Annotated in this window: 23 protein-coding genes and 1 pseudogene; 14 read left to right on the forward strand and 10 right to left on the reverse strand. The window is 60.0% G+C overall.

Annotated elements, in window-relative coordinates; all coding sequences use genetic code 11:
• Positions 1-188: 188 nt before the first annotated feature.
• The 9 genes from AC3ITY_RS06295 (at position 189) to pcaC (ending at position 8,385) form a co-directional block, all read left to right on the forward strand.
• Positions 189-1,046, forward strand: coding sequence for a CoA transferase subunit A (locus AC3ITY_RS06295; RefSeq protein ID WP_008054173.1), 858 nt, complete (start codon positions 189-191; stop codon positions 1,044-1,046).
• Complete coding sequence (locus AC3ITY_RS06300; RefSeq protein WP_008054172.1) at positions 1,046-1,825, forward strand: CoA-transferase subunit beta; 780 nt, start codon at positions 1,046-1,048, stop codon at positions 1,823-1,825. Before AC3ITY_RS06295 ends, AC3ITY_RS06300 begins: the two co-directional genes overlap by 1 nt.
• Positions 1,825-3,027: a 3-oxoadipyl-CoA thiolase gene (gene pcaF, locus AC3ITY_RS06305; protein WP_489308136.1), complete on the forward strand. Its 1,203-nt coding sequence runs from the start codon at positions 1,825-1,827 to the stop codon at positions 3,025-3,027. The genes AC3ITY_RS06300 and pcaF overlap by 1 nt, the downstream gene beginning before the upstream one ends.
• 37 nt (positions 3,028-3,064) lie before the next feature.
• Positions 3,065-3,769, forward strand: a complete 705-nt coding sequence (gene pcaH / locus AC3ITY_RS06310) for a protocatechuate 3,4-dioxygenase subunit beta (RefSeq protein ID WP_489308137.1) — start codon at positions 3,065-3,067, stop codon at positions 3,767-3,769.
• Position 3,770: 1 nt separating this feature from the next.
• Positions 3,771-4,337 carry a protocatechuate 3,4-dioxygenase subunit alpha gene (gene pcaG / locus AC3ITY_RS06315; RefSeq protein WP_489308138.1) on the forward strand — a complete coding sequence of 189 codons (567 nt, stop codon included), beginning with the start codon at positions 3,771-3,773 and terminating at the stop codon, positions 4,335-4,337.
• 128 nt (positions 4,338-4,465) lie between these two features.
• Entirely contained in the window at positions 4,466-5,770 is a 1,305-nt protein-coding gene (locus AC3ITY_RS06320; protein ID WP_489308139.1) for an MFS family transporter, read from the forward strand.
• Between the two features lie 43 nt (positions 5,771-5,813).
• Positions 5,814-7,178 (forward strand): 3-carboxy-cis,cis-muconate cycloisomerase, encoded by a 1,365-nt coding sequence (locus AC3ITY_RS06325; RefSeq protein ID WP_489308140.1) that lies wholly within the window; start codon positions 5,814-5,816, stop codon positions 7,176-7,178.
• A 12-nt stretch (positions 7,179-7,190) separates the two neighbouring features.
• Entirely contained in the window at positions 7,191-7,982 is a 792-nt protein-coding gene (gene pcaD, locus AC3ITY_RS06330) for a 3-oxoadipate enol-lactonase (protein ID WP_489308141.1), read from the forward strand.
• A gap of 10 nt (positions 7,983-7,992) precedes the next feature.
• A complete protein-coding gene (gene pcaC / locus AC3ITY_RS06335; RefSeq protein ID WP_008054163.1) occupies positions 7,993-8,385 on the forward strand; it encodes a 4-carboxymuconolactone decarboxylase in 393 nt (130 codons plus the stop codon).
• A gap of 137 nt (positions 8,386-8,522) precedes the next feature.
• Here pcaC and AC3ITY_RS06340 read toward each other — a convergent pair whose 3' ends face one another.
• Positions 8,523-9,782 carry an OprD family porin gene (locus AC3ITY_RS06340; protein ID WP_489308142.1) on the reverse strand — a complete coding sequence of 420 codons (1,260 nt, stop codon included), beginning with the start codon at positions 9,780-9,782 and terminating at the stop codon, positions 8,523-8,525.
• A 414-nt stretch (positions 9,783-10,196) separates the two neighbouring features.
• On the opposite strand from AC3ITY_RS06340, the gene AC3ITY_RS06345 reads away from it, so the two are divergent.
• Both AC3ITY_RS06345 and AC3ITY_RS06350 read left to right on the forward strand, forming a co-directional pair.
• The gene (locus tag AC3ITY_RS06345) at positions 10,197-10,748 is read left to right on the forward strand and encodes a hypothetical protein (RefSeq protein WP_489308143.1); all 552 of its coding nucleotides are present in this window, start codon (positions 10,197-10,199) and stop codon (positions 10,746-10,748) included.
• A 17-nt stretch (positions 10,749-10,765) separates the two neighbouring features.
• Positions 10,766-10,887 (forward strand): annotated as a pseudogene (locus tag AC3ITY_RS06350) (hypothetical protein); the annotation flags it as partial.
• A gap of 136 nt (positions 10,888-11,023) precedes the next feature.
• On the opposite strand, the gene emhC reads toward AC3ITY_RS06350, so the two are convergent.
• The 3 genes from emhC to emhA are packed head-to-tail and all read right to left on the reverse strand — an operon-like array spanning position 11,024 to position 16,806.
• Positions 11,024-12,484, reverse strand: coding sequence for an efflux RND transporter outer membrane subunit EmhC (emhC, locus tag AC3ITY_RS06355; protein WP_223459342.1), 1,461 nt, complete (start codon positions 12,482-12,484; stop codon positions 11,024-11,026).
• Positions 12,484-15,645 carry an efflux RND transporter permease subunit EmhB gene (gene emhB, locus AC3ITY_RS06360; RefSeq protein ID WP_489308144.1) on the reverse strand — a complete coding sequence of 1,054 codons (3,162 nt, stop codon included), beginning with the start codon at positions 15,643-15,645 and terminating at the stop codon, positions 12,484-12,486. The genes emhC and emhB overlap by 1 nt, the downstream gene beginning before the upstream one ends.
• Before the next feature lie 3 nt (positions 15,646-15,648).
• A complete protein-coding gene (gene emhA / locus AC3ITY_RS06365; RefSeq protein WP_489308145.1) occupies positions 15,649-16,806 on the reverse strand; it encodes an efflux RND transporter periplasmic adaptor subunit EmhA in 1,158 nt (385 codons plus the stop codon).
• A gap of 277 nt (positions 16,807-17,083) precedes the next feature.
• On the opposite strand from emhA, the gene emhR reads away from it, so the two are divergent.
• On the forward strand, positions 17,084-17,716 hold the full coding sequence (gene emhR / locus AC3ITY_RS06370) for an efflux system transcriptional repressor EmhR (RefSeq protein ID WP_489308146.1): 633 nt from the start codon (positions 17,084-17,086) through the stop codon (positions 17,714-17,716).
• Between the two features lie 424 nt (positions 17,717-18,140).
• Here the strand turns inward: emhR and AC3ITY_RS06375 are convergent, their stop codons facing one another.
• The 4 genes from AC3ITY_RS06375 to AC3ITY_RS06390 form a co-directional block, all read right to left on the reverse strand.
• A complete protein-coding gene (locus AC3ITY_RS06375) occupies positions 18,141-18,614 on the reverse strand; it encodes a hypothetical protein (protein ID WP_489308147.1) in 474 nt (157 codons plus the stop codon).
• A 237-nt stretch (positions 18,615-18,851) separates the two neighbouring features.
• Complete coding sequence (locus AC3ITY_RS06380; RefSeq protein ID WP_489308148.1) at positions 18,852-19,901, reverse strand: alkene reductase; 1,050 nt, start codon at positions 19,899-19,901, stop codon at positions 18,852-18,854.
• 21 nt (positions 19,902-19,922) lie between these two features.
• Positions 19,923-21,092: an MFS transporter gene (locus AC3ITY_RS06385; RefSeq protein ID WP_223459332.1), complete on the reverse strand. Its 1,170-nt coding sequence runs from the start codon at positions 21,090-21,092 to the stop codon at positions 19,923-19,925.
• Positions 21,093-21,186: 94 nt separating this feature from the next.
• Positions 21,187-21,489 carry an ArsR/SmtB family transcription factor gene (locus tag AC3ITY_RS06390; protein ID WP_489308149.1) on the reverse strand — a complete coding sequence of 101 codons (303 nt, stop codon included), beginning with the start codon at positions 21,487-21,489 and terminating at the stop codon, positions 21,187-21,189.
• A gap of 170 nt (positions 21,490-21,659) precedes the next feature.
• Between AC3ITY_RS06390 and AC3ITY_RS06395 the strand changes: the two genes are divergently transcribed.
• On the forward strand, positions 21,660-22,238 hold the full coding sequence (locus tag AC3ITY_RS06395) for an acyl carrier protein phosphodiesterase (protein ID WP_489308150.1): 579 nt from the start codon (positions 21,660-21,662) through the stop codon (positions 22,236-22,238).
• A gap of 61 nt (positions 22,239-22,299) precedes the next feature.
• On the opposite strand, the gene AC3ITY_RS06400 is transcribed toward AC3ITY_RS06395, so the two are convergent.
• Together AC3ITY_RS06400 and olsB are read right to left on the reverse strand one after the other, a co-directional pair.
• On the reverse strand, positions 22,300-23,091 hold the full coding sequence (locus AC3ITY_RS06400) for a lysophospholipid acyltransferase family protein (protein ID WP_489308151.1): 792 nt from the start codon (positions 23,089-23,091) through the stop codon (positions 22,300-22,302).
• Entirely contained in the window at positions 23,091-23,846 is a 756-nt protein-coding gene (olsB, locus tag AC3ITY_RS06405) for an L-ornithine N(alpha)-acyltransferase (RefSeq protein WP_057400777.1), read from the reverse strand. Before olsB ends, AC3ITY_RS06400 begins: the two co-directional genes overlap by 1 nt.
• A gap of 423 nt (positions 23,847-24,269) precedes the next feature.
• On the opposite strand from olsB, the gene AC3ITY_RS06410 reads away from it, so the two are divergent.
• Positions 24,270-25,157, forward strand: coding sequence for an acyl-CoA dehydrogenase family protein (locus tag AC3ITY_RS06410; protein WP_489308152.1), 888 nt, complete (start codon positions 24,270-24,272; stop codon positions 25,155-25,157).
• Positions 25,158-25,213 lie beyond the last annotated feature (56 nt).

Consider the following 25,213-nt stretch of genomic DNA (forward strand, 5'->3'; position numbering starts at 1 on the left):
GTGGGAGCGAGCCTGCTGGCGAAGCTTTTTGGGATCGGTAGTCAAGCAACAATATGTTCGATAATCGAACGCTTAGTCGATTATCGGATTGTTTGGCGTTTTGCCCGGGCTTAATCTTCAGTCATTCCGGCGCTGCGCATCGGCGCCTTCTTCCACTGTCGGTTAACAATAAACGGGAGCCTGCCCCAATGGCTGAAATCCTTTCGCTGCACGACGCGGTGAAGCAATTCGTAAACGACGGCGATACGGTCGCACTCGAAGGCTTTACTCACCTGATCCCGACGGCGGCGGGTCACGAAATCATTCGCCAGGGCAAGAAAGACCTGACCCTGGTGCGGATGACCCCTGACTTGATCTACGACCAGTTGATCGGTGCCGGTTGTGCCCGCAAGCTGATTTTCTCCTGGGGCGGTAACCCGGGTGTCGGCTCCCTGCATCGCCTGCGTGACGCTGTGGAGAAACAGTGGCCCCACGCGCTGGAAATCGAAGAACACAGCCATGCCGACCTGGCCAATGCCTACGTCGCCGGCGCTTCCGGCCTACCGTTCGCGGTACTGCGTGCCTATGCCGGTTCCGACTTGCCGAAGGTCAACCCGCTGATCAAGTCGGTTACCTGCCCGTTCACTGGCGAAGTGCTGGCCGCCGTGCCTTCGGTGCGCCCGGACATTACCGTGATTCACGCGCAGAAAGCCGACCGCAAGGGCAACGTGCTGCTCTGGGGCATCCTCGGCGTGCAAAAAGAAGCCGCACTGGCCGCCAAACGCTGCATCGTCACCGTTGAAGAAATCGTCGACGACCTCAATGCACCGATGAATTCCTGTGTATTGCCAACATGGGCCCTGAGCGCGGTTTGCCACGTACCTGGCGGTGCGCATCCTTCCTACGCCCACGGTTACAACGAGCGCGACAACCGCTTCTACCAGGCCTGGGACCCGATTGCCCGCGACCGTGAAACCTTCACCGCGTGGATCAACGAATACATCCACGGCAGCGCTGACTTCAGCGAGTTCCAGGCCAAACTGGCCGCCGCTTCGGAGGCGAAGTAATGACTTACACCACCAATGAAATGATGACCGTCGCCGCCGCTCGCCGTCTGAAGAACGGCTCGGTGTGCTTCGTCGGTATCGGCCTGCCGTCGAAAGCGGCCAACCTGGCGCGCCTGACTTCCTCGCCTGATGTCGTCCTGATCTACGAATCGGGTCCGATCGGTGCCAAGCCAAGTGTATTGCCACTGTCGATCGGTGACGGTGAGCTGGCGGAAACCGCCGACACCGTGGTCCCGACCGGCGAGATTTTCCGTTACTGGCTGCAGGGCGGGCGCATTGACGTCGGTTTCCTCGGCGCGGCGCAGGTCGACCGTTTCGGCAACATCAACACCACCGTTGTGGGTGATTACCACGCGCCGAAAGTCCGTCTGCCGGGTGCAGGTGGCGCGCCGGAGATTGCCGGTTCCGCCAAGAGCGTGTTGATTATCCTCAAGCAGTCGTCGCGCTCCTTTGTCGACAAACTCGATTTCATTACCTCGGTCGGCCATGGCGAGGGCGGCGATTCGCGCAAGCGTCTCGGCCTGCCAGGCGCCGGTCCGGTGGGGATCATCACCGACCTGTGCATCATGGAGCCGGAGGAGGGCACCCACGAATTCGTGGTCACCGCACTGCACCCGGGCGTGACCCGCGAGCAAGTGGTTGCTGCCACCGGTTGGGCAATTCGCTTTGCCGACCATGTTGAGCAAACCGCCGAGCCGACTGAAGTCGAACTGACCGCGCTGCGCGACCTCGAAGCCCGTACCGCTGCCGCACACGGCCAAGCCCCCGGAGAAGCGTAATGCGTGAAGTTTATATCTGCGACGCGATTCGCACCCCCATCGGACGTTTCGGCGGTGGCCTGTCGACGGTGCGCGCCGACGATCTGGCCGCGGTGCCGATCAAGGCACTGATGGAGCGTAACCCGTCGGTGGACTGGAACGCCGTGGACGAGGTGTTCCTCGGCTGCGCCAACCAGGCTGGTGAAGACAACCGCAACGTCGCGCGTATGGCGTTGTTGCTGGCCGGTCTGCCGGAAAGTATTCCCGGCGTGACCCTCAACCGCCTCTGCGCTTCGGGCATGGATGCCATCGGCACCGCGTTCCGTGCTATCGCCAGCGGCGAGATGGAGCTGGCGATCGCCGGTGGCGTCGAATCGATGTCCCGCGCACCGTTCGTGATGGGCAAGGCCGATGCCGCGTTTTCGCGCAACATGAAGCTGGAAGACACCACCATCGGCTGGCGCTTCATCAACCCGTTGATGAAAGCCCAGTACGGCGTGGACGCGATGCCGCAAACCGCTGACAACGTGGCCGACGATTACAAGGTATCCCGCGCCGATCAGGACGCGTTCGCCCTGCGCAGTCAACAACGCACGGCCGCTGCGCAAGCCGCAGGCTTTTTCGCCGAAGAAATCGTTGAAGTGCGGATTGCCCACAAGAAGGGTGAAACCGTGGTCAGCCAGGATGAGCATCCTCGCGCCGACACCACCCTGGAAGCCCTGACCAAACTCAAACCGGTCAACGGCCCCGACAAAACTGTCACCGCTGGCAATGCCTCCGGTGTGAACGATGGCGCCGCCGCGTTGATCCTGGCCTCAGCCGAAGCGGTGAAGAAACACGGCCTGACTGCCCGCGCCAAAGTGCTGGGCATGGCCAGCGCCGGTGTTGCCCCGCGGGTGATGGGCATTGGCCCGGTGCCGGCGGTGCGTAAACTGATCGAACGCCTCGGTGTGGCGGTCAGCGATTTCGATGTGATCGAACTCAACGAAGCCTTCGCCAGCCAAGGTTTGGCGGTGCTGCGTGAACTGGGAATCGCGGACGACGCGGCACAGGTCAACCCGAACGGTGGCGCGATTGCCTTGGGTCATCCGTTGGGCATGAGCGGCGCGCGACTGGTGTTGACCGCGTTGCATCAGCTGGAAAAAACCGGTGGCAAGAAAGGTCTGGCGACCATGTGCGTCGGTGTCGGTCAAGGTCTGGCCCTGGCGATCGAGCGCGTCTGACGCGCTCTGAAGACTTATAAGAACTGAGGAATGCTTCATGACTGACAAGCCTGGTTACCGTCGCCCGCAGGCGGGCACTCAGCCGGAATACCTGCACCCGGCCTATCAATCCACTAACCTGCGCTCGCCGTCCAAACCGTTGGTGTTCCTGCCTCATTCGTTGTCGGAAATTACCGGTCCGACCATCGGCGCCGAGCGCGTCAACGAGAAGGACAGCGACCTGACCGCCCAGCACGAGGGGCAGCCACAGGGTGAGCGCATCATCATCCACGGCCGCGTGCTGGATGAAAACGGTCTGCCGGTGCCGGGGATCCTGGTGGAGATCTGGCAGGCCAACGCCGCCGGTCGCTATGCCCATGCCCGCGACCTGCACGACGCACCGCTGGACTCGAATTTCACCGGCACCGGCCGCACCGTGACCGACGCCGATGGCTGGTATCAGTTCCAGACCATCAAGCCCGGCGCCTATCCGTGGGGCAACCACCACAACGCCTGGCGCCCGGCGCATATCCATTTCTCGCTGTTCGGGCCGAGCATCCTGACGCGCCTGGTGACGCAGATGTATTTCCCGGGCGACCCGTTGCTGGCGTACGACCCGATTTACAACTGCGTGCCCGATACCAGCGCCAAAGAGCGCTTGATCGCCACGTTCGATCTGGAAAAAACCATCCCTTCCTATGCCCTCGGTTATCGCTGGGACATCGTTTTGCGCGGCCGCGACGCCACGCCGATGGAGAAATAAGATGACGCTGACTGCGACCACGTCCCACACCGTCGGGCCTTACTACCACATCGGCCTGACCTGGCTGAACCGCGAAAACCTGACCGTCGAACAAACCCTGGGCGAGCGCGTGGCGATCACCGGGCAAGTGGTCGATGGCAACGGCGATGTTGTCAACGACGCGATGCTGGAAGTCTGGCAGGCCAACGCCGCCGGCAAGTACGACCACCCGGAAGACGACCAGGACAAACCCCTGGACCCGAATTTCGAAGGCTTTGGCCGGGTGCCGGTGGATGCCGAAGGGCGTTTCCGTTTCACCACCATCAAGCCGGGTACGGTCGAGGGGCTCAAAGGCACGACTCAGGCACCGCATCTGGTGGTACTGGTGTTTGCCCGTGGCCTGGTCAAGCACCTGCTGACGCGGATTTACTTTGATGGCGAAGCCGCCAACGTCAACGACCCGCTGCTGGAGTGCGTGCCGGCCGAGCGCCGTAATACGCTGCTGGCCAAGCAGGATGCGTCGGGCGTGTACCAGTGGAACGTGATTCTGCAGGGTACCGATGCCGAGACGGTGTTCTTCGACTATTAAGTGAACACCGTAAAAACTGTGGGAGCGAGCCTGCTCCCACAGGGATGTGTGTTCGCTTATGCATCCGCGGAACGGGATTGTTGCAAAGTGTGTCTAGACTCTCACTGTCCCCATTGAGTGAAAAAACAATGACAACACCCACAGCTCCTATAGCTCTTTACACGGGCGAAGAACGCAGCAAGCGGATCTTCGCCATTGTCGGTGCCTCGTCCGGCAACCTGGTCGAATGGTTCGACTTCTACGTCTACGCCTTCTGTGCGATCTATTTCGCACCGGCGTTTTTTCCGTCCGATAACCCCACGGTGCAGCTGGTCAACACTGCTGGCGTGTTCGCCGCCGGGTTTCTGATGCGGCCGATTGGTGGCTGGATTTTCGGGCGGTTGGCGGACAAGCACGGGCGCAAGAATTCGATGTTGATCTCGATTCTGATGATGTGCTTCGGCTCGCTGCTTATCGCCTGCTTGCCGACCTACAACAGCATCGGGGTCTGGGCGCCAATCCTGCTGCTGTTCGCCCGTTTGCTGCAAGGCTTGTCGGTGGGCGGTGAGTACGGCACTACCGCGACCTACATGAGTGAAGTAGCGCTCAAGGGCCAGCGCGGTTTCTTCGCCTCGTTCCAGTACGTGACCCTGATCGGCGGCCAGTTGCTCGCGGTGTCGCTGGTGGTGATCCTGCAACAGTTCCTCACCGAAGATGACCTGCGTGCCTACGGCTGGCGGATTCCCTTCGTGGTGGGTGCCATGGCGGCGCTGGTTTCGCTGTATCTGCGTCGTTCGCTGAAAGAAACTTCGAGCAAGGAAATGCGCGAAAACAAGGACGCCGGCAGCATCAGTGCCCTGTTTCGCGACCATAAAGCTGCGTTCATCACCGTGCTCGGTTACACCGCCGGTGGTTCGCTGATTTTCTACACCTTCACCACGTATATGCAGAAGTACCTGGTAAACACCGCCGGCATGCCGGCCAAGACCGCCAGCTACATCATGACCGGCGCGTTGTTCCTTTATATGTGCATGCAACCGATTTTCGGCATGCTCGCCGACAAGATCGGCCGGCGTAACTCGATGCTCTGGTTCGGCGCCCTCGGCACGCTGTTCACCGTACCGATCCTGTTGAGCCTGAAAAGTGTCAGCAGTCCGTTCCTGGCCTTTGTGTTGATTACCCTGGCGCTGGTGATCGTCAGTTTCTACACCTCGATCAGCGGTTTGGTAAAAGCCGAAATGTTCCCGCCGCAAGTACGTGCCTTGGGCGTTGGCCTGGCGTATGCGGTGGCGAATGCGATCTTCGGTGGTTCGGCGGAGTATGTGGCCTTGAGCCTCAAGGCCGTGGGCATGGAGAACTCCTTCTACTGGTACGTCACAGTGATGATGGCGGTGGCATTCCTGTTCAGCCTGCGCCTGCCGAAACAGCCGAAGTATCTGCAGCAAGACCTTTGATCTTCACGCGCGGACCGCAGGCCCGCGCCTCCAGGAAATGTTTATGAACCAGCGACCGGGCAATCAATTGTTCGATGCCTATTTCACGGCCCGCGATATGCGTGAGGTGTTCTGCGATCAGGGCCGGGTCCAGGCCATGCTCGATTTCGAAGCGGCACTGGCCCGGGCCGAAGCGCGGGTCGGGATGATTCCGTCGAGTGCTGTCGCGCCGATTGAAGCGGCTTGCCGCGCCAGGCTTTATGACTTTGCGGCGTTGGGCGAGGCGATTGCCACGGCGGGTAACTCGGCGATTCCCTTGGTCAAGGCGCTGGGCAAACAGATCGCGGCTACCGATGCCGAAGCCGAGCGCTATGTGCATCTGGGCGCGACCAGCCAGGACGTGATGGACAGCGGCCTGGTGCTGCAATTGCACTGCGCGCTGGCACTGATCGAGAGCGACCTGGCACAACTGGGGCAGACCCTCGCGTCCCAGGCCCAGCGCTACGCGACCACGCCATTGGCCGGACGCACCTGGCTGCAGCATGCGACGCCGGTCACCCTGGGCATGAAAATCGCCGGCTGGCTGGGGGCGGTGACCCGCAGTCGCCAACGCTTGGCCGAACTCAAGCCGCGCCTGCTGGTGCTGCAATTCGGCGGTGCGTCCGGAACCCTTGCAGCCCTTGGCGACCAGGCTATGCCGATTGCCCGGGCGCTGGCCGAAGAACTGCAACTGACCTTGCCCGATCAGCCGTGGCACACCCAGCGTGATCGCGTGGTGGAGTTCGGCGCCGTGCTTGGCCTGATCGCCGGCAGTCTCGGCAAACTCGGGCGCGATATCAGCCTGTTGATGCAAACCGAGGCCGCCGAAGTGTTCGAACCCTCGGCGCCGGGCAAGGGCGGTTCCTCGACCATGCCGCACAAACGCAATCCGGTGGGCGCGGCGGTGTTGATCGGCGCGGCGACTCGCGTACCCGGTTTGCTCTCGACGCTGTTCAGCGCCATGCCCCAGGAACACGAGCGCAGCCTCGGCCTGTGGCATGCCGAGTGGGAAACCCTGCCGGAGATTTGCTGCCTGGTGTCGGGCAGCCTGCAGCAAGCGCTGTTGATCGCCCAAGGACTGGAAGTAGATGCCGAGCGCATGGCGCGCAACCTCGATTTGACCCAGGGCCTGGTGCTCGCCGAAGCGGTGAGCATCGTCCTCGCGCAACGGGTCGGCCGCGATACCGCGCACCATCTGCTCGAACAATGCTGCAAACGCGCCGTGACCGAACAACGTCACCTGCGTGCCGTCCTCGGCGACGAACCGCAAGTGACCGCCGAACTGTCGGCGGCTGAGCTCGATCATCTGCTGGACCCCGCCCACTATCTCGGTCAGGCCAAAACCTGGGTCGAGCGGGCGGTGGCTGAACATTCTGCATTGACTGCCTGAAGGAGACTTGCTGTGGCTTTTGTACAACTCGCCGAGGGCGAACTGCATTACCAACTCGATGGACCGGTCGATGCGCCGGTGCTGGTGTTGTCCAACTCCCTGGGCACGGACCTGCACATGTGGGACGCGCAGATCCCGGCGCTCTCCGAGCATTTTCGCGTGTTGCGTTTCGACACCCGCGGCCATGGCCAGTCATTGGTGACGCCGGGGCCTTACAGCATCGAGCAACTGGGACGCGACGTGCTCGCCTTGCTGGATGCCTTGCACATCGAGCGCGCGCATTTCTGTGGATTGTCCATGGGCGGGTTGATCGGGCAGTGGCTGGGGATCAACGCCGGCGAGCGCCTGAACAAGCTGATCGTCTGTAACACCGCAGCGAAAATCGGTGATCCGTCGGTGTGGGACCCGCGCATCGAAACAGTGTTGCGTGATGGTCAGGCGGCCATGGTCGCCCTGCGCGATGCGTCGATTGCCCGCTGGTTCACCCCGGACTTCTCTGAAGCCAACCCGGCGGCGGCCAAGCAGATCACCGACATGCTCGCGGCTACTTCGCCCGAAGGTTATGCCGCCAACTGCGCAGCCGTGCGCGATGCAGATTTCCGTGATCAATTGTCTTCGATCAAGGCTCCGCTGCTGGTGATTGCCGGTAGCGAAGATGCGGTGACACCACCGTCCGGTGGGCATTTCATTCAAGAGCATGTGCGCGGGGCCGAGTACGCCGAGTTCTACGCTGCGCACTTGTCCAATGTCCAGGCAGGCAATGCGTTCAGCGAGCGCGTGCTGGCGTTTCTGTCGGCTGATTGAGGGTATTGCTGTGGATGAGAAACAACGTTACGACGAGGGGATGGAAGTCCGTCGCGCGGTCCTCGGCGACGCCCACGTCGACCGCAGCCTGACCACCCTGACCGAGTTCAACTCGGAGTTTCAGGAGATGATCACCCGTCATGCCTGGGGAGACATCTGGACCCGCCCAGGCCTGCCGCGCCACACCCGCAGCCTGATCACCATCGCCATGCTGATCGGCATGAACCGTGAGGGCGAACTCAAACTGCACCTGCGCGCCGCCGCCAACAACGGCGTCAGCCGTGGCGAGATCAAGGAAGTGATCATGCAGAGCGCAATCTACTGCGGGATTCCGGCGGCCAATGCGACGTTCCACCTGGCCGAGTCGGTGTGGGATGAGTTGGGGGTTGAGTCACGGGAGTGATCCCGGTGATTTTGCGTTGATTGAAGTGACGCCATCGCGGGCAAGCCCGCTCCCACAAAGTTTTATGTTATGCCCAAATCGTGGGGCACACACAAAACCTGTGGGAGCGGGCTTGCCCGCGATGGCGTACTTGAGATTTACAACAAGCTGATCGGGTAGCTGATGATCAGGCGGTTCTCATCGAACTCGTTATTGCTGTAGTCGCGACGTATGGTCGAGTTGCGCCATTTCAGGTTCAGGTCCTTCAGCGCACCGCTTTGCACGGTGTAGCCCAGTTCACTTTCGCGTCCCCACTCCTTGCCGTCGGTGATAGTGCCGGTGTGCACATTGTCACCGCTGATGTAGCGGTTCATCAGGGTCAGGCCCGGTACGCCGAGGCCGGCGAAGTTGTAGTCGTGGCGTACTTGCCAGGATTTCTCCCGGGCATTGTCGTAGCTGGAGTTGTAGCTGTCGTTGGCCAGTGTGCCGCCGCTGGTGCCGTTGACCCGCATCCAGGCGTTGTCGCCGGTGAGTTTCTGCAGGCCGACGTAGAACGTGTTGCCGCCGTGCTTGGCCGAAAACAGGCCGTACATTGTTTTGTTGTCCAGCTCGCCGGCCCGGGCGCTGCCGTCATCCTTGCCGTAGAAGAAACCCAGGTTGGCGCCCAGGGTCCAGTCGCCGATCGGTTGGTTGTGGGTCAGGTTGATGAATTGCTGGCTGTAGATGTCCTTGAGCTCGGCATTCCACAGACCGATCTGGGTGCGCTTGTCGTTGAACACGTACTCACCGCCCTGGAAGTTGAAACGGTCAGAGGTGAACGCCGCTTTGCCGGTCATCGACATGTCGTCCATGCTGCTGTCGTCGCGTGGGCTGTTCTGGCGGAACTGGCCGCCGTAGAGCGTCAGGCCATTGATTTCCTTCGAGGTGATCTGGCCGCCACGGAAGGTTTGCGGCAGTGAACGACCGTCGTCCGAACGCAGGATCGGCAGTACCGGCATCCACTCGCCGACTTTGACTTCGGTTTGCGACAGCTTGGCCTTGAACGCCACGTTGGTGCGGCCGAAGTTGTCTGCCGGGCGACCGTCATGATCCAGCGGCAGCAGTTGGGTACCGCCGGTGCCTTTGCCGCCGTCGAGCTTCACCGAATACAAACCGAGTACATCCATGCCGAACCCGACGGTGCCCTGGGTGAAACCGGACTTGGCGTCGAGGATGAAACTCTGCGTCCACTCCTCAGCCTTGCCCTGGGCCTTGGTCGGGTTGGTGAAGTTGCGGTTGATGTAGAAGTTGCGCAGGTTCAGGTTGACCTTGGCCCCTTCGACAAAACCCGACTCCTCGGCGTAGGCGGGCAGGGCGGCACTGGCCAGGGCGGCGGCGATCAGGCTGGGAACGAAATACTGCGCGGTGGAAGACGTCATGAGCTCGGGTCTCTCTAATTCTTGGGGATGAAGCGGGGTGATGCCGCAACCCGGGGTTGCAGACGAATATTCGGAATCAGCACAAAACGAAGCGGGTCAGCCGGTGAGGGCAGGGCGCGGGGGCATGGTGTCGAACCTGTTGTTATTGGTTTTGTGGTTCGGATGGTGCGGTGAATGTACTGGATGGTTCAATCGTAAAAAGCGGGTTTTGGGCGATTATCGAACGAAAGTATAAGCGTTCGCGCAGGTGTGCTTTCGCTTTGGCTAATAAGGGCGTGCAAGGGATTAAACAGAATGTTCTGGCTTTGGCGTATGTCAACCTAGTAGATCTGATAGTTGTAAGGGGGAAGGCTGTGGCATAGGTTTAATGTGTTGTTTGGTTGTTGATGATCGCTTGAGATAATGGTGGCCCCTATGGAAGCCTTAAAGAAAAAGATAGTTGTTAAAGAAAATAATGGGCAGGTTGTTGTTGAAGGCGGAAAAATTCCCGTGCTGAATATCCCCGCTGTACGGGGGGTGATAAACGGGAACCTTAAAATTGACGATGGGGACAATATCGATATTGAGTTCCGCGGAGATGGTGAGCGCGAGGAACTATATTTTTATTGGCAAAGTGAACCTCATTATTTCTTTTTGCTCGCCAAGAAGGTAGGTCCATATACGGAGTTGGTTTTTTGGGGGGATGAATTAAAGGTTGGCTCTCATCAAATAGGATGGGGCGCCAATGAGGTGCAAGCAGAGTTCTTGAGGCACGGCAGTACAGGCTATCCTCAGTCGGAATTGCGTGGTTCGCTTACTGTTATGTTCATTACCGAGCAAGGTGAGTGGGATGTCATTGAGGGGCATTTTAGTTTTAATTATATTGATAACAGCGAGGAGAAGCCGCGGAATGTGGTTTTCTCATGTCCGAATTTTCGATTGAGAGTGCCGAAATCAAAGCGTTTGGAGGCGCGTGGCCAGGCGTGATAAGTGCGTGATGCGGTATCGGCCTGGCGATGATCGACACCGCCGAACGCGACGGTCGCCTGCATCCCGGCGGTACCATCGTCGAGGTCACTGTGCTGGCAACACCGGTCTGGGTCTGGCCTTGGTCGGCCGCGCCCAGGCGCTGGCTCGGATTTGACGTCAGGTGTGTACGCGATGCCTTTGGGGCAGGCATAAAAAATCCGGAATCCTTTGTGGGATTCCGGATTTTCGTGAGCCTCAAGGATCAGTCAATCATCCTTGCGAGCGCATGCCGATCAGAACATCTTCAGCTTCGGCGCTTCTTCTTTCAACGGCTCGTTCTTCGCCGTCTGTTCGTTCCAGCCACCACCCAGGGCCTTGTACAGGTTGACCTGGCTGACCAGCTGCGCCAGACGGTCGGTGATCAGCACCTGTTGTGCACTGAACAGCTGACGCTGGGCATCGAGGAAGGTCAGGTTGCTGTCGACCCCGATGCGGTAACGACGCTCGGCCAGGCGGTAGTAGTCCTGGTTGGCACTGACGAAATCTTTCTGTGCCTGCAACTGCTGGACGTAGGTCTGGCGCGCGGCCAGGCCGTCGGCGACTTCCTGGAAGGCCGTTTGAATGGACTTCTCGTAGTTCGCCACGCCGATGTCTTTCTGGATTTTCGAGTAATCCAGGCTGGCGCTCAGGGCGCCGGCGTTGAAGATCGGCAGGTTGATCTGCGGCTGGAACAGCCACGTGCCCGAACCACCCTTGAACAGACCGGACAGGTCCGGGCTCAAGGTCCCCGCATTGGCCGTGAGGCTGATGCTCGGGAAGAACGCAGCCCGCGCCGCGCCGATGTTGGCGTTGGCGGCCTTGAGGTTGTACTCGGCCTGAAGGATGTCCGGACGACGATGCAGCAGGTCCGACGGCAGGCCGGGCGGAACGTCGCTCAGCAGGTCGTCGTCAAGCGGTTTGGCCGCTTGCAGGTTGGCCGGGACGCCGGTGCCGAGCAGCAGCACCAGGATGTTCTCGTCCTGGGCGACCTGACGGGTGTACTTGGCCAGTTGCGCACGGGCGTTTTCCACCGAAGTGCGCGACTGCGCCAGGTCCAGGGCCGAAGCGACGCCGACTTCGTTGCTGCGGGCGGTGAGCTTGTAGCTCTCCTCGAAGGCGGCCAGGGTGTCCTGGGTCAGCTTGTACAGTTCCTTGTCGGCCTGCCAGGTCAGGTAGGCATTGGCCACACTGGCCACCAGGCTGATCTGCGTGCTGCGGCGGCCTTCTTCGGTGGCGAAGTACTTCTGCAACGCTTCTTCGTTCAGGCTGCGAACCCGACCGAACAGGTCGAGTTCATAGGCGCTGACGCCAACAGTTGCCGAGTAGGAACTGGTGATGCCGGCTTGACCGGTCTGCGAAGCGTCAGTCGGAACGCGCTGACGGCTGCCGGTGCCGTTGGCCGAGACGGCCGGGAACAGATCGGCACGGGAGATGCGGTATTGAGCCGCAAACGCGTCGATGTTCAGGGCCGCGACACGCAGGTCACGGTTGTTTTCCAGGGCCACCTGGATCAGCTGTTGCAGCGCAGGGTCATGGAAAAACTGCTTCCAGCCCTGCTCGGCAGCCGCTTGCGCCGGTGCCTGGGCCGGCGAGTACGCCAGGCCCTGCGGGTACTGGCCCGCCACCGGCGCTTCGGGCTGCTGATAATCAGGTATCAGCGAGCAGCCACCGAGCACGAAGGCGGCGACTGCCAGGGAGAGTAGCGACTTGCTCATTAGCCAGCCTCTTTAGGAGTTTCAGTAGCGTCATCCTGGTCGGCGATTTTGCGCTGGCCTATGGACGACACGGTGACGAAGAACAGCGGGACCCAGAAGATCGCCAGCACAGTCGCTGTGATCATACCGCCGATCACACCGGTACCGATGGCATGCTGGCTACCGGAACCTGCGCCCGTGGATATCGCCAGTGGTACCACACCGAGGACGAAGGCGAGCGAGGTCATGATGATCGGTCGCAGACGCATGCGGCAGGCTTCAATCGCCGCATCGCGCAGGCTACGCCCTTGTTCGTGCAGTTCCTTGGCAAATTCGACAATCAGAATGGCGTTTTTCGCGGCCAGACCGATAGTCGTCAACAAACCTACCTGGAAGTACACGTCGTTGGACAAACCGCGCAGGCTGGTGGCCATCAGTGCACCGATGATCCCCAGCGGCACCACCAACATCACCGCGATCGGAATCGACCAGCTTTCATACAACGCCGCCAGACACAGGAACACCATCAGCAGCGACAGGGCGTACAGCGCCGGTGCTTGCGACCCGGACAGACGTTCTTCGTACGACAGGCCGGTCCAGGAAATACCGACACCCGCCGGCAGTTTCTTGGCGATGGCTTCGACTTCGAGCATGGCTTCACCGGTGGAATAGCCTGGCGCCGGGGCACCGAGGATTTCCATCGCTTCCACGCCGTTGTAACGGGCCAGTTTCGGCGAACCGTAAATCCACTCGCCCTTGGCGAACGCCGAGAACGGAACCATGGTGCCGGTGCTGTTGCGCACGTACCACTTCTGCAGGTCTTCAGGGCCCATTCGAGCGCCTGGCTGGCCTTGCACGTAAACCTTCTTCACCCGACCACGGTCGATGAAATCGTTGACGTAGCTACTGCCCAGGGCAATCGACAGGGTGTTGTTGATGTCGGCGATGGTAATGCCCAGGGCACTGGCCTTCTCGTCATCGATTTCCAGCTGGTATTGCGGTTCGTCGTTCAGGCCGTTCGGACGCACCTGAGTCAGAATCTTGCTTTGCGCGGCCATGCCGAGGAACTGGTTGCGCGCTTGCATCAGTTTTTCGTGGCCGATACCGGCGCGGTCCTGCAGGAACACGTCGAAACCGGTGGCGTTACCCAGTTCCAGTACCGCCGGTGGCGCGAAGGCGAACACCATGGCATCGCGGAAGGTGAAGAAGTGCTGCTGGGCACGGGCCGCCACCTTGAACACGTTGTTGTCGGCGTTACGTTCATCCCACGGGCGCAGCATGATGAACGCCATACCCGAACTCTGGCCACGGCCGGCGAAGTTGAAGCCGGTCACGGTAAACACCGAGTTCACCGCATCACCTTCGCCGCCATCCTTGCCAGGGCGCAGCAGGAATTCACGCATCTCGTCCACGACCACTTGGGTGCGCTGGGACGTCGAACCGGCCGGGGTTTGCACCTGGGCGAACAGTACACCCTGGTCTTCTTCAGGCAGGAACGCCGTTGGAATGCGGGCGAACAGCCAGATCATGCCAACCACGATCAGCAGGTACGCCAGCAGATACGGGATCTTGCGCTGCAGGATATTGCCGACACCGCGTTCGTAGCTGCGAACGCCGCGGTCGAAATTGCGGTTGAACCAGCCAAAGAAACCGCGTTTCGGGGTGCCGTGCTCGCCTTTCGGAATCGGCTTGAGCATGGTGGCGCAGAGCGCCGGGGTGAAGATCAGTGCAACCAGTACCGACAGGGCCATGGCCGAGACGATGGTGATCGAGAACTGCTTGTAGATCACACCGGTGGAACCGCTGAAGAACGCCATGGGCAGCAGCACCGCCGACAACACCAGGGCGATACCGACCAGTGCGCCCTGGATCTGGCCCATGGATTTCTTGGTGGCTTCCTTGGGTGACAGGCCTTCTTCGCTCATCACCCGTTCGACGTTTTCCACCACGACGATGGCGTCGTCCACCAGCAAGCCGATGGCCAGCACCATGCCGAACATGGTCAGGGTGTTGATGCTGAAACCGGCGGCCGCGAGGATGCCGAATGTACCGAGCAATACCACCGGCACGGTCATCGTGGTGATGATGGTGGCGCGGAAGTTCTGCAGGAACAGGAACATCACCAGGAACACCAGCGCGACCGCTTCGACCAGGGTGTGAACCACGCCCCTGATCGATTCCGTTACTACCGGAGTGGTGTCGTACGGGAACACCACTTCCATCCCTTGCGGGAAGAACGGTTTGAGGCTGTCGATGGTCGTGCGCAGGGCCTTGGCGGTATCGAGAGCGTTGGCACCGGTGGCCAGTTTCACCGCCAGACCGGAAGCCGGCGCGCCGTTGAACTGGGCATTGATGCTGTAGTTCTCGCCACCCAGACCGACTTCGGCGACATCTTTCAAGCGAACCTGGGAACCGTCCTTGTTGACCTTGAGCAGGATCTTGTCGAATTGCTCCGCGGTCTGCAGGCGGGTCTTGCCGATGATGGTCGCGTTCAGCTGGGTGCCGGGCAGGGCAGGCAGGCCTCCGAGCTGGCCGGACGACACCTGGACGTTTTGCGCAGCGATGGCGGTCTTGACGTCGACCGGGGTCAGGTTGTAGTTGTTCAACTTGGCCGGGTCGAGCCAGATACGCATGGCGTACTGGGAACCGAACACCTGGAAGTCGCCGACACCGGCGGTTCGCGAGATCGGGTCCTGCATGTTCGACACGATGTAGTTGGACAGATCGTCCTTGGTCATGCTGCCGTCACGCGACACCACGCCGATCACCAACAGGAAGTTCTTCACGGCCTTGGTGACGCGGATACCTTGCTGTTGCACTTCTTGCGGCAGCAGCGGGGTGGCCAGGTTCAGCTTGTTCTGGACCTGAACCTGCGCGGTGTCGGAGTTGGTGCCTTGCTCGAAGGTCGCGGTAATGGTCATGGTGCCGTCGGAGTTACTTTCCGACGAGACATAACGCAGGTTGTCGATACCGTTGAGCTGTTGCTCGATCACCTGAACCACGGTGTCCTGAACCGTTTGTGCCGAAGCACCCGGGTAGGCCACAGAGATGGCGATCGCTGGAGGTGCAATGCTCGGGTACTGGTTGATCGGCAATCTGAGGATCGATAGTGCCCCGACCAACATGATCACCAGGGCAATTACCCAGGCGAAAATCGGACGGTCGATAAAAAATTTCGACATGGTTTACTCCCCTTTGCCGCCAGAGGCTTTATCAGCTGCCTGGGCGGGGGCCGGGTTCATTGCGGCTACGTTGGTCGCTTCACTTGCCTTGACTTCGATGCCGGGTTTGACGAATTGCAGACCTTCGGTGATCAGGCGATCGCCGGCCTTCAGGCCGTCTTCAATCAGCCATTGATTGCCGACGGTGCGGTTGGCCTTGAGTTGACGCAGTTCGACCTTGTTGTCCGGGCCGACAACCAGTGCGGTTGGCGTACCCTTGAGGTCGCGGGTCACGCCTTGCTGCGGGGCCAGGATCGCCGCGCTGTTCACACCGGCCAGCAACTTGGCATGCACGAACATGCCAGGCAGAAGGGTGTGCTCAGGGTTCGGGAAAATGGCGCGCAGGGTGACGGAACCGGTGGTCTGGTCAACCGAGATTTCGGAGAACTCCAGCTTGCCGTCCAGCTTGTACTCGCTGCCGTCTTCAAGGGTCAGCTTGACCGAGGCTGTGTTGTCGCCAGCCTTTTGCAGGCGACCGCTTTCCAGCTCACGGCGCAGTTGCAACAGCTCGACCGAGGACTGCGTCACGTCGACGTAGATCGGGTCGATTTGCTGAATCACCGCCATCGCGTCGACCTGGGCATTGCTGACCAGTGCGCCTTCGGTCACCGAGGAGCGGCCGATGCGGCCGGTCAGCGGGGCATAGACCTTGGTGTAGCGCACGTTGATCTGTGCGGTTTGAAGCGCGGCTTCCGATTGCAGGCGGTTGGCCACGGCGGTGTCGTATTCCTGACGGCTAACGGCTTGTTCGTCGACCAGTTGCTTGTAGCGGTCGGAAATCGACTTGGTTGAACGCAGGTTGGCTTCGGCGCTGGCGAGCGTTGCTTCATAGATCGACGGGTCGATTTGATAGAGCTGCTGGCCGGCCTTGACGTCACTGCCCTCCTTGAACTGGCGCTTGAGAATGATGCCGTTGACCTGAGGACGGACTTCGGCAATGCGGAACGCACTGGTACGGCCGGGCAGATCGGATGTCAGGGTGAAAGCTTGCGGTTGCAGAGTCACGACGCCGACCTGAGGCGGTGGGGCGGCCGGTGCTGCCTCTTCCTTTTTGCATCCGCTGAGTAGCGATGCCAGGGCGACGGCGGCGACCAGAGCGGTAACAGCTGGCTTGAATTGCATGAAAATCCTCGGGTCAGGCGCGCAAGGAGCGCACTAGAAAGGTGGAAGGTTGAAAAGTGTTTGCCGAGTGGATAAGTAGCTTGCTAAGGAATATACTTACGTACATGGCTGTTTGTAAATACCCAGGCTGCGTATCAATGTCGCTACACGGGCCGTTACACAAGCCGTTGAAAGGTTGGAATTGTAGGCCGGGGACGCACCCCCAGAACGTTCGCCCCACTTTTATTCAGCTGATGTTCAGGCATCGCTGAAGCACCCTGATTGAGGTTGTACTGCCATGGTCCGTCGTACCAAAGAGGAAGCTCAGGAAACCCGCGCGCAAATTCTCGTGGCGGCCGAAAAGGCCTTTTTCGAGCGAGGCGTGGCGCGCACGACCCTGGCGGACATCGCGACCCTGGCCGGCGTCACTCGAGGGGCCATTTACTGGCATTTCAGCAACAAGGCGGATCTGGTGCAGGCCATGCTCGACACCCTGCATGAGCCGCTGGAAGAAATGGCCAAGGCCAGCGAGAGCGAAGACGAACTCGATCCCCTGGGCTGCATGCGCAAGCTGTTGATTCATTTGTTTCATCAAATTGCGCTGGACCCGAAAACCCGACGCATTAACGAGATTCTTTTTCATAAGTGCGAATTCACCGATGAAATGTGCGACCTGCGCCAACAACGGATATCTGCCAGCCTCGAATGCAATGTGCGGATCGGCCTGGCCCTGAGTAATGCAGTGAATCGCGGCCAGTTGCCGGAAAACCTCGACGCCGCCCGCGCCGCCATCAGCTTGCATGCTTATATTGACGGCATCCTGTACCAGTGGCTGTTGGCCCCCGACAGTTTTGAGTTGCACACCGAAGCCGAGCGTTGGGTCGATACGGGGCTGGACATGCTGCGCTTGAGCCCCAGCCTGCGCAAATGAAACAAAATTCGTAATTTGAGTCTGTGTGTCAATCGAGGGCCTTTTTGTCACTCGATGTGCCGTAATGGGGTGCTTTTATATACGTACCTTTGTCGGGATAACAGGTAGCAAGCTCAGTATTTTGTAGGGAATTTGTGTCGCGGTTGTGAATGTCTGTGAGGGGAGGGTGTTCAACAGAGTGACGGTTATGGCCACCTTCCGCTTTTTGCGCTAGATACGACAAACTGTTCGCGTCACCTTCATAATTATGAAAAGGGGTAACCGATCGCAATGAGTTGCGTTTGGTTGCCCCTAAGGTCATGAGCTTTTTTACCGCTTTGATTATGGCAGTGTGAGTATATTTGAAATGGCACTCGGCCAGTTTCTACTCTCAGGACTAGCATGTGATTGGGTGGGGCGATCAGATTCTTATTTATAATATGAATTAATACATGGTTAGTTCAATAGTGTAGCTATAAGGCGGTTTTTTCTGTTCTTCTGTAACCTCAAATTCGCAACCAGTTAGTTGTTTTCCTGTTGAGTTGGCTTGATGGGATAAACCGTGGTTGATTACATTTCCAGATTTCGTTGCTGTGATAGAGGTTGTGAAATAACAGGACTTTTCGCCATCTCGAAATAGAAGTCCATTGTCAGCGCTGACAGACTCGCCGTTGCGCATCGACGGTATTTTAAAGTTGTGGGTGGAGTTGAAAGTTACGCTCGATTTTGGCTGGATTCGAACCTCTGCTGGCATTTTTACGCCATCCTGCATCATGTCCGGGATGTAGCTTTCAATGATGCCGTTGCTTTTGTTAATGACTTTGTAAGTAATGAAGGTATCGTCGGGTTTTGCGGCTACGGCATTCGTAGATAAAGCGCTGATCACAAAAAATATTGCTGAAAGCTGTCCGTGTTTCATGGTTGGTCGTCCTTGAGTTGTTTTTTACGTTGTGTGTGCGATTTTAATGTTTGAGGTTGTTGTGTGGTCAAGGCTGAGTAGGTGCTGCTGTTTTGCTTTGGTGTGGTGACGTTAGTTTTGTTTTTGGTGGCTGTGAAGTTTGTTTTAGTTGCTCGGTGTTTCGTTATTTTGGTCGGAGTTTAATAAAAAAGCCCCAGCTCTTTCGAGTCAGGGCTTTTGCGTTTCAACAGTTGCTGATTACAGTGTCGGGTAGTCGATGTAACCGACCGGGCCCTTGGCGTAGAACAGTTCCGGGCGCGCTTCGTTCAGCTGCGCGTCAGCCTGCAAACGTGCCGGCAGGTCAGGGTTGGCAATGAAGGGTACGCCGAAGGCGACTGCATCGGCCTTGCCACTGGCGAGCAACGCGTTGGCGCTGTCCTTGGTGAAACGCTCGTTGGCTATGTAAGGGCCGCCGAAGGCTTCCTTGAGTTGTGGGCCGAGGCTGTCGGCACCTTCTTTCTCGCGCGAGCAGATGAAGGCAATGTCACGTTTGCCCAGTTCGCGAGCGACGTAGGTGAAGGTTTCGGCCAGGTTGTCGTCGCCCATGTCATGCAAGTCGGCGCGTGGCGACAGGTGCACGCCCACACGGCCGGCGCCCCAGATTTCGATGGCGGCATCGGTCACTTCCAGCAGCAGGCGGGCACGGTTTTCCAGGGAGCCGCCGTAGTTGTCGGTGCGCTGGTTGGTGCTGCTTTGCAGGAACTGGTCGAGCAGGTAACCGTTGGCGGCATGGATTTCCACACCGTCGAAGCCGGCGGCCTTGGCGTTCTCGGCACCGACGCGGTAAGCGTCGACGATGTCGGCGATTTCAGCGGTTTCCAGGGCGCGCGGCACAGGGAAGTCGGCCAGCGGACGCACCAGGCTGACGTGGCCCTTGGGCTGGATGGCGCTTGGGGCGACCGGGGCTTCATCGTTCAGATACAAACCGTGGGAAATGCGCCCCACGTGCCACAGTTGCAGGAAAATCTTGCCGCCCGCGCCGTGGATCGCCTTGGTCACGTTGGACCAGCCACGCACCTGATCGTTGGACCAGATGCCCGGGGTGTCCGGGTAGCCGACGCCCATTGGCGTCACCGAAGTGGCTTCGCTGAGGATCAGGCCGGCGGAGGCACGTTGCACGTAATACTCGGCCATCAGCGCGTTGGGCACACGGCCTTCGTCGGCGCGGCAGCGGGTCAGCGGCGCCATGATGATGCGGTTGGCCAACTCGAGGTCGCCCAGTTTGATCGGATCGAAAATAGTCGTCATTTAGTGGCTCTCTTTTGGAGATCAGTTAGAAGTAGCTGGGGCCAGATCGGGATTGCCGCTCTGACGGAAGGTAATCAGGGTCACCAGCAGGGCGAGTACCGCCAGTACGGCTGCCGCGAGCGGCACGCTGGTCAGGCCGAAGCCGTGGGCGATCACGCTGCCGCCGACCCAGGCACCCAAGGCGTTGCCGATGTTGAAAGCGCCGATGTTCAGGGTCGACACCAGGTTCGGTGCGGCCTTGCCGAAGGTCACCACGTTCACTTGCAGCGCCGGTACGGCGGCGAAGCACGCGGTGGCCCAGAGGAACAGGGTGATTTCGGTCGGGATCAGCGCGACGCTGGTCCAGGTCAGCACGGTGGACACCACGGCCATGGTGATGAACACGCCGATCAGCGTCGCGGCCATGCCTTTGTCGGCCAGCTTGCCGCCGATGATGTTGCCGACCGTCAGGCCCAGGCCGATGAGCATCAGGGTCCAGGTCACGCCACGGGGCGAGACGCCGGTGACTTCGCCGAGCAGCGGTGCGACGTAGGTGAACAGGGTGAACACCGAGGCGGCGAACAGCGCGGTCATGCTCAAGGACAGCCAGATACCGCCGCCCTTGAGTGCGGCCAGTTCGGCGCGCATGTCGAGTTTTTCTTCATCACGCTTGGCCGGCAGGAAGCGGATCAAACCGATCAGTGCGATCACTCCGATCACGGTCACAGCCCAGAAGGTCGAACGCCAGCCGGCTTCCTGACCGAGGGCGGTGCCCAGCGGTACGCCGAGGACGTTGGCCAGGGTCAGGCCGGTGAACATCAGGGCCACGGCCGAAGCGCGTTTGTTCGCAGGCACCAGGCCGGCGGCTACCACTGAACCGATACCGAAGAAGGCGCCATGGCACAGGGCGGTGACCACACGGGCGAACATCAGCACGTTGTAGTCGCCGGCCACTGCGCAAAGCAGGTTGCCGACAATGAAGATGCCCATCAACGCTACCAGGGCTGCCTTGCGTGGCAGTTTGGCGGTGGCCAGCGCCATGAACGGTGCGCCGATGGCCACGCCCAGGGCGTAACCGGTCACCAGCCAGCCGGCACCGGGAATCGATACACCGAGGTCAGCCGCCACGTTGGGCAGCAGGCCCATGATGACGAACTCGGTGGTGCCGATGGCGAAGGCGCTCAAGGCCAGGATGAGTAGCGAGAGGGGCATTGTTTAATTCCTTGTCGGCCGACTGACGTGGGGGGCGTTCTCAATTGGTTTTCCCGGCGCTGTGTGAAAACCAATTGAGAACGCCCCCACAGGGTCAGAGCTCTTTACTGAAGGTTTTGAGGAACTCATGGATGGTTTCCTCATTACGTTTGAAAAAATGCCACTGGCCGACTTTGCGGCTGCTGATCAGGCCGGCGCGTTGCAGGGTCGCCAGGTGTGCGGACACCGTGGACTGCGACAGGCCGCAACGTTGATCGATCTGCCCGGCGCAAACGCCGTGCTCGTTACTGTGGGACTGGTCGGGAAATTCGACGGTCGGGTCCTTGAGCCAGTGCAGGATTTCTCGCCGTACTGGGTGTGCCAGGGCTTTTATTATTTCGTCGAGATTGATGGTCATGATGTGGGCTCGTGATGTTTAAAACGCTATATCGCGATGAGGCGAACTTTAAATCGGTATTTCGCGATATACAAATATGATTTGGCTCTGACCAACTCACATTTCGGTATATCGAGTTATAACGATATGTTGAGTGTAACAAGACAAGAGGGCAGTGCTAAGCTGCGCCTATGAACTATCTCGCACATCTTCACCTCGGTGGCCAGCGCCCCGGCCAATTGCTCGGCAGTCTGTATGGCGATTTCGTCAAGGGTCGGCTGCAAGGGCAGTTCGCTCCGGAAATCGAGGGGGCTATCCAGTTGCACCGCAGCATCGACATGTTCACCGATCGCCATCCGCTGGTGGACGTCGCGCTATCGCGTTTCTCCCTGACCCGTCGTCGCTACGCGGGGATCGTGCTCGACGTGTTTTTCGACCATTGCCTGGCCCGGGACTGGGCGCTGTATGCCGACCGGCCCCTGGCATTGTTCACCTCGGACGTTTACCGGGTGCTGTCCAGCGAACGACAACTACCGGAGCGGCTGGCGAAGATTGCGCCGCACATGGTGGCCAATGACTGGCTGGGTTCGTATCAGGAATTCGAAGTGCTGGAGCAGGTGTTGCGCGGGATCTCGCGGCGCCTGACCCGGCCGGAAGAGCTGGCGGCGGCGATGCAGGAGTTGCGGCAGTTGTATGAACCGTTGAGCGAGGACTTCAGGTTGTTCTATCCGCAGTTGCAGACATTTGCCCGGAACTATCCGACGGCATAAAGCCAGTGTGGGAGCGAGCAGGCTCGCTCCCACAGGGTTTACTGTTGAGTCAGAGATTGAATCAAGCCGCAATAGCAGGGCGCATTGGTGCTCGTTGCGCTTCGACAATTTCACCAAACAACGCCTTCTGCACCGCCTGCTGCGCTTCGAAAGCCAGTGCCGCGCGTTCCCGACCTTCGCAAGCGATTGGCTTGAGCAGATGAATCTCCACGCCGCCACGGTCATTGGCAAACAACCGCATCAGATGCGACAGCAAGTCATCGTCGCCAATGAACGGCGCCAGCGCGCAAGGCTCACCGTCACGCACATAACGAATCGCCACCGGTTGCATTGCCACTTCGGAATCGATGGCGGCGGACAGCAGGCGGCCATGGAAAGTACGCAGCGAACGGCCATCGGTAGTGGTGCCTTCCGGGAACATCAGCAGTGGGTGTGCTTGTTCCAGGTGACGGGTCATCTGCTTGCGGATCAACTGGCTGTCACCCGAGCCACGGCGGATAAACAGGCTGCCGGCCTTGGCCGCCAACCAGCCGGCTACTGGCCAGGTACGCACTTCGGCCTTGGACAGGAACGACAGCGGCGTGAGCATGCCCAGCAGTGGAATGTCGGTCCAGGACACGTGGTTGCTGACCCAGAGCATCGGTGTCTTCGGCAGCTCGCCGTGCACGGTCACGTCAAAGGGCAGGGCGTTGCTCAGGCGGGCCATGAAAAACCGCGACCAGCGCTGACGACGCGCCATCGAATGGGCCAGGCCCAGGCGCTCGAACACCCCGAATACACTGGCCATGCCCAGGCCCAGCGTCACCACCACCAGCACTCGCGCGATTCGCGCGTACACCCGCAACCGGCTCATTACACAGCCGCCTTGAAGTGTTTGGCGTAGCGCGGGCAGAGCTCGTCGCGCTTGAGCAGGATGAACACGTCGGCGACCTGGAAGTCTTCGTCCCAGCATGGCTCGCCGCAGATCTTCGCGCCCAGGCGCATGTAGGCCTTGAGCAGCGGTGGCATTTCAGCAATCACGTTCGACGGGATGTCCAGGCTCGGCAGCGGGTTTTTCGGCTCGGCGCGCAGATGTTCGGTGCACAGGTAGCGTTCGCGCAGACGCTGCATGATCGCGTGGGCCTGCACGCCGCCATCCTGCATCGGAATGCTCGCGCAACCCATCAGGTAGCTGTAGCCGCCCTGGTTCAGGACTTCGGCCAGTTCGCCCCAGAGCACGGCGATGGTGCCGCCGTTGCGGTAGGCCGGGTCGACGCAGGTGCGACCGATTTCCAGGATCGGGCCTTGCAGGTGCACCAGGCCGTGGAGGCTGAACTCTTCTTCGCTGTAGAACTTGCCGAGGCTGCTGGCAGCCGTGTGGTCGAGCAAACGGGTGGTCGCCACCAGACGCCCGGTATTCAAGTCACGCACGCCGATGTGGGCGCAGTGAACGTCGTAGTCATCCATGTCCAGACCCAGTTCAGCGCCCTTGAGCCTGGCGTTGAATTCGCCACTGAACACGTTGAAGCGCAAGGCCTGGGCTTCCTGCAAAGCCTCGGCACCCACCAGGCGTTCGGCTTGCAGGCGGCGTTCGTTGCCGGTGTCGCTGATGCGGGCGATCTGAGTCATGACGAATCTCCGTGCGGGCTGCTCACCCGTCTTTGGGCTACAGCGAATCGACTTTCTTTGTCTAGGGGGCGTTCTCAATTAGTTTCCCCACCGCGTTGTCGCCTTAAAGCTGGCCAGGCAAGGCGTAGGCCGCTGGGAATGGTTGTTCCCTTTCCAAGGCCTGCAACGCAGCATGGCCAGCTTTAAGGCACAACCCGAAGGGCCGGGCCTGCTGTTGTGCAGGGCTGTGTTGCTCGAAGCTGATTTGGAATGACCAAACTGCGCTTCTCGCGCCTTGCCCTGCACAACAGCAGACCCGGCGCGGTAGGGAAACTAATTGAGAACGCCCCCTAGCCGTGTTGTGCAAAGTCAGGCTATGTAGCCCCGGTGTCATCGCCATTAAGCTTTGGTGATGCTTATATGACAGCCCTCGAGGAGCCTCCTATGCCCTGGCAAACCCTGTTGAACCGCCGTGATCGCTTGCCCGCCAACCCGGATCTGGCCGAAGGTTTCGCGACCTTGTTGCAGCAGTTGGGCACGGTCACGCCGTTTGAATTGGCGGTGCTTGGCGGGCGGTTGATGACGACGCCGGGGCTGGCGTTTCTGGTGGGGTATCAGGCGGCCTTGCGCATGCTCTGGCCGAGCGCGCCACTGAGCCTGGGCGCGCTGTGCGCCACCGAACAGCGCAGCCTGCGCCCGGCCGACATGCAAACCCGACTGAGCGGTTTGCGCCTGAGTGGACGCAAGGATTTCGTCACCGCCGGTAATGCCGCCGACTGGCTGCTGGTGGCGGCGCGCAGCGAGGAGCCCGGCGCCGATCCACGCTTGAGCCTGGCGGTGATCTATCGCGATGAACCGGGTGTGCGGGTGGAAAAACTGGCGCCGATCCCGTTGATGCCGGACATCAGCCATGGCCGCTTGTTTCTGGATAACGCGCTGTGCGAGTTGCTCGCGGGGGATGGTTGGGACGCGTACGTCAAACCGTTCCGCACGCTGGAAGACATCTATGTACTGAGCGCCATGACGGCATGGTTGTATGGCGTCGGCCAGGAATGCGATTGGCCGCAAGGCTTGCAACTGCGTTTGCTGGGGTTGTTGGCGGGGTGCGCGGAAACCAGCCGCCAGCCACCGACCCATCCGGCCGGGCATGTGTTGCTTGGCGGGTTGTTTGCACAGTTCGATGGGCTCAAGGCTGAGGTGAATGAGGCGCTGGCTGGAGGGCCTCCAGAGTGGGCGACGATGTGGCAGCGGGATCAGGCGGTGATGGAGTTGGCGGCGGGGGCTCGGGGGAAGAGGTTGGCCAAGGCATTGGCGGAATCTTCGTTGAATTGACTGGTCCCTTCGCGAGCAAGCCCGCTCCCACAATGGATCTTTGGTGTGAGCGAGAT

This window comes from Pseudomonas sp. GL_091 (assembly GCF_057837725.1).

Excerpts from the sequence above, each read along its gene's own strand:
- AC3ITY_RS06380 (WP_489308148.1), bottom strand. The coding sequence starts at position 19,901 with ATGACGACTATTTTCGATCCGATCAAACTGGGCGACCTCGAGTTGGCC.
- AC3ITY_RS06410 (WP_489308152.1), top strand. The coding sequence starts at position 24,270 with ATGCCCTGGCAAACCCTGTTGAACCGCCGTGATCGCTTGCCCGCCAAC.
- pcaF (WP_489308136.1), top strand. The coding sequence starts at position 1,825 with ATGCGTGAAGTTTATATCTGCGACGCGATTCGCACCCCCATCGGACGT.
- AC3ITY_RS06340 (WP_489308142.1), bottom strand. The coding sequence starts at position 9,782 with ATGACGTCTTCCACCGCGCAGTATTTCGTTCCCAGCCTGATCGCCGCC.
- AC3ITY_RS06390 (WP_489308149.1), bottom strand. The coding sequence starts at position 21,489 with ATGACCATCAATCTCGACGAAATAATAAAAGCCCTGGCACACCCAGTA.
- pcaH (WP_489308137.1), top strand. The coding sequence starts at position 3,065 with ATGACTGACAAGCCTGGTTACCGTCGCCCGCAGGCGGGCACTCAGCCG.
- AC3ITY_RS06385 (WP_223459332.1), bottom strand. The coding sequence starts at position 21,092 with ATGCCCCTCTCGCTACTCATCCTGGCCTTGAGCGCCTTCGCCATCGGC.
- emhA (WP_489308145.1), bottom strand. The coding sequence starts at position 16,806 with ATGCAATTCAAGCCAGCTGTTACCGCTCTGGTCGCCGCCGTCGCCCTG.
- AC3ITY_RS06320 (WP_489308139.1), top strand. The coding sequence starts at position 4,466 with ATGACAACACCCACAGCTCCTATAGCTCTTTACACGGGCGAAGAACGC.
- emhR (WP_489308146.1), top strand. The coding sequence starts at position 17,084 with ATGGTCCGTCGTACCAAAGAGGAAGCTCAGGAAACCCGCGCGCAAATT.
- pcaG (WP_489308138.1), top strand. The coding sequence starts at position 3,771 with ATGACGCTGACTGCGACCACGTCCCACACCGTCGGGCCTTACTACCAC.
- emhC (WP_223459342.1), bottom strand. The coding sequence starts at position 12,484 with ATGAGCAAGTCGCTACTCTCCCTGGCAGTCGCCGCCTTCGTGCTCGGT.
- AC3ITY_RS06345 (WP_489308143.1), top strand. The coding sequence starts at position 10,197 with ATGGAAGCCTTAAAGAAAAAGATAGTTGTTAAAGAAAATAATGGGCAG.
- AC3ITY_RS06295 (WP_008054173.1), top strand. The coding sequence starts at position 189 with ATGGCTGAAATCCTTTCGCTGCACGACGCGGTGAAGCAATTCGTAAAC.
- AC3ITY_RS06375 (WP_489308147.1), bottom strand. The coding sequence starts at position 18,614 with ATGAAACACGGACAGCTTTCAGCAATATTTTTTGTGATCAGCGCTTTA.
- AC3ITY_RS06400 (WP_489308151.1), bottom strand. The coding sequence starts at position 23,091 with ATGAGCCGGTTGCGGGTGTACGCGCGAATCGCGCGAGTGCTGGTGGTG.
- AC3ITY_RS06300 (WP_008054172.1), top strand. The coding sequence starts at position 1,046 with ATGACTTACACCACCAATGAAATGATGACCGTCGCCGCCGCTCGCCGT.
- AC3ITY_RS06395 (WP_489308150.1), top strand. The coding sequence starts at position 21,660 with ATGAACTATCTCGCACATCTTCACCTCGGTGGCCAGCGCCCCGGCCAA.
- AC3ITY_RS06325 (WP_489308140.1), top strand. The coding sequence starts at position 5,814 with ATGAACCAGCGACCGGGCAATCAATTGTTCGATGCCTATTTCACGGCC.
- olsB (WP_057400777.1), bottom strand. The coding sequence starts at position 23,846 with ATGACTCAGATCGCCCGCATCAGCGACACCGGCAACGAACGCCGCCTG.
- emhB (WP_489308144.1), bottom strand. The coding sequence starts at position 15,645 with ATGTCGAAATTTTTTATCGACCGTCCGATTTTCGCCTGGGTAATTGCC.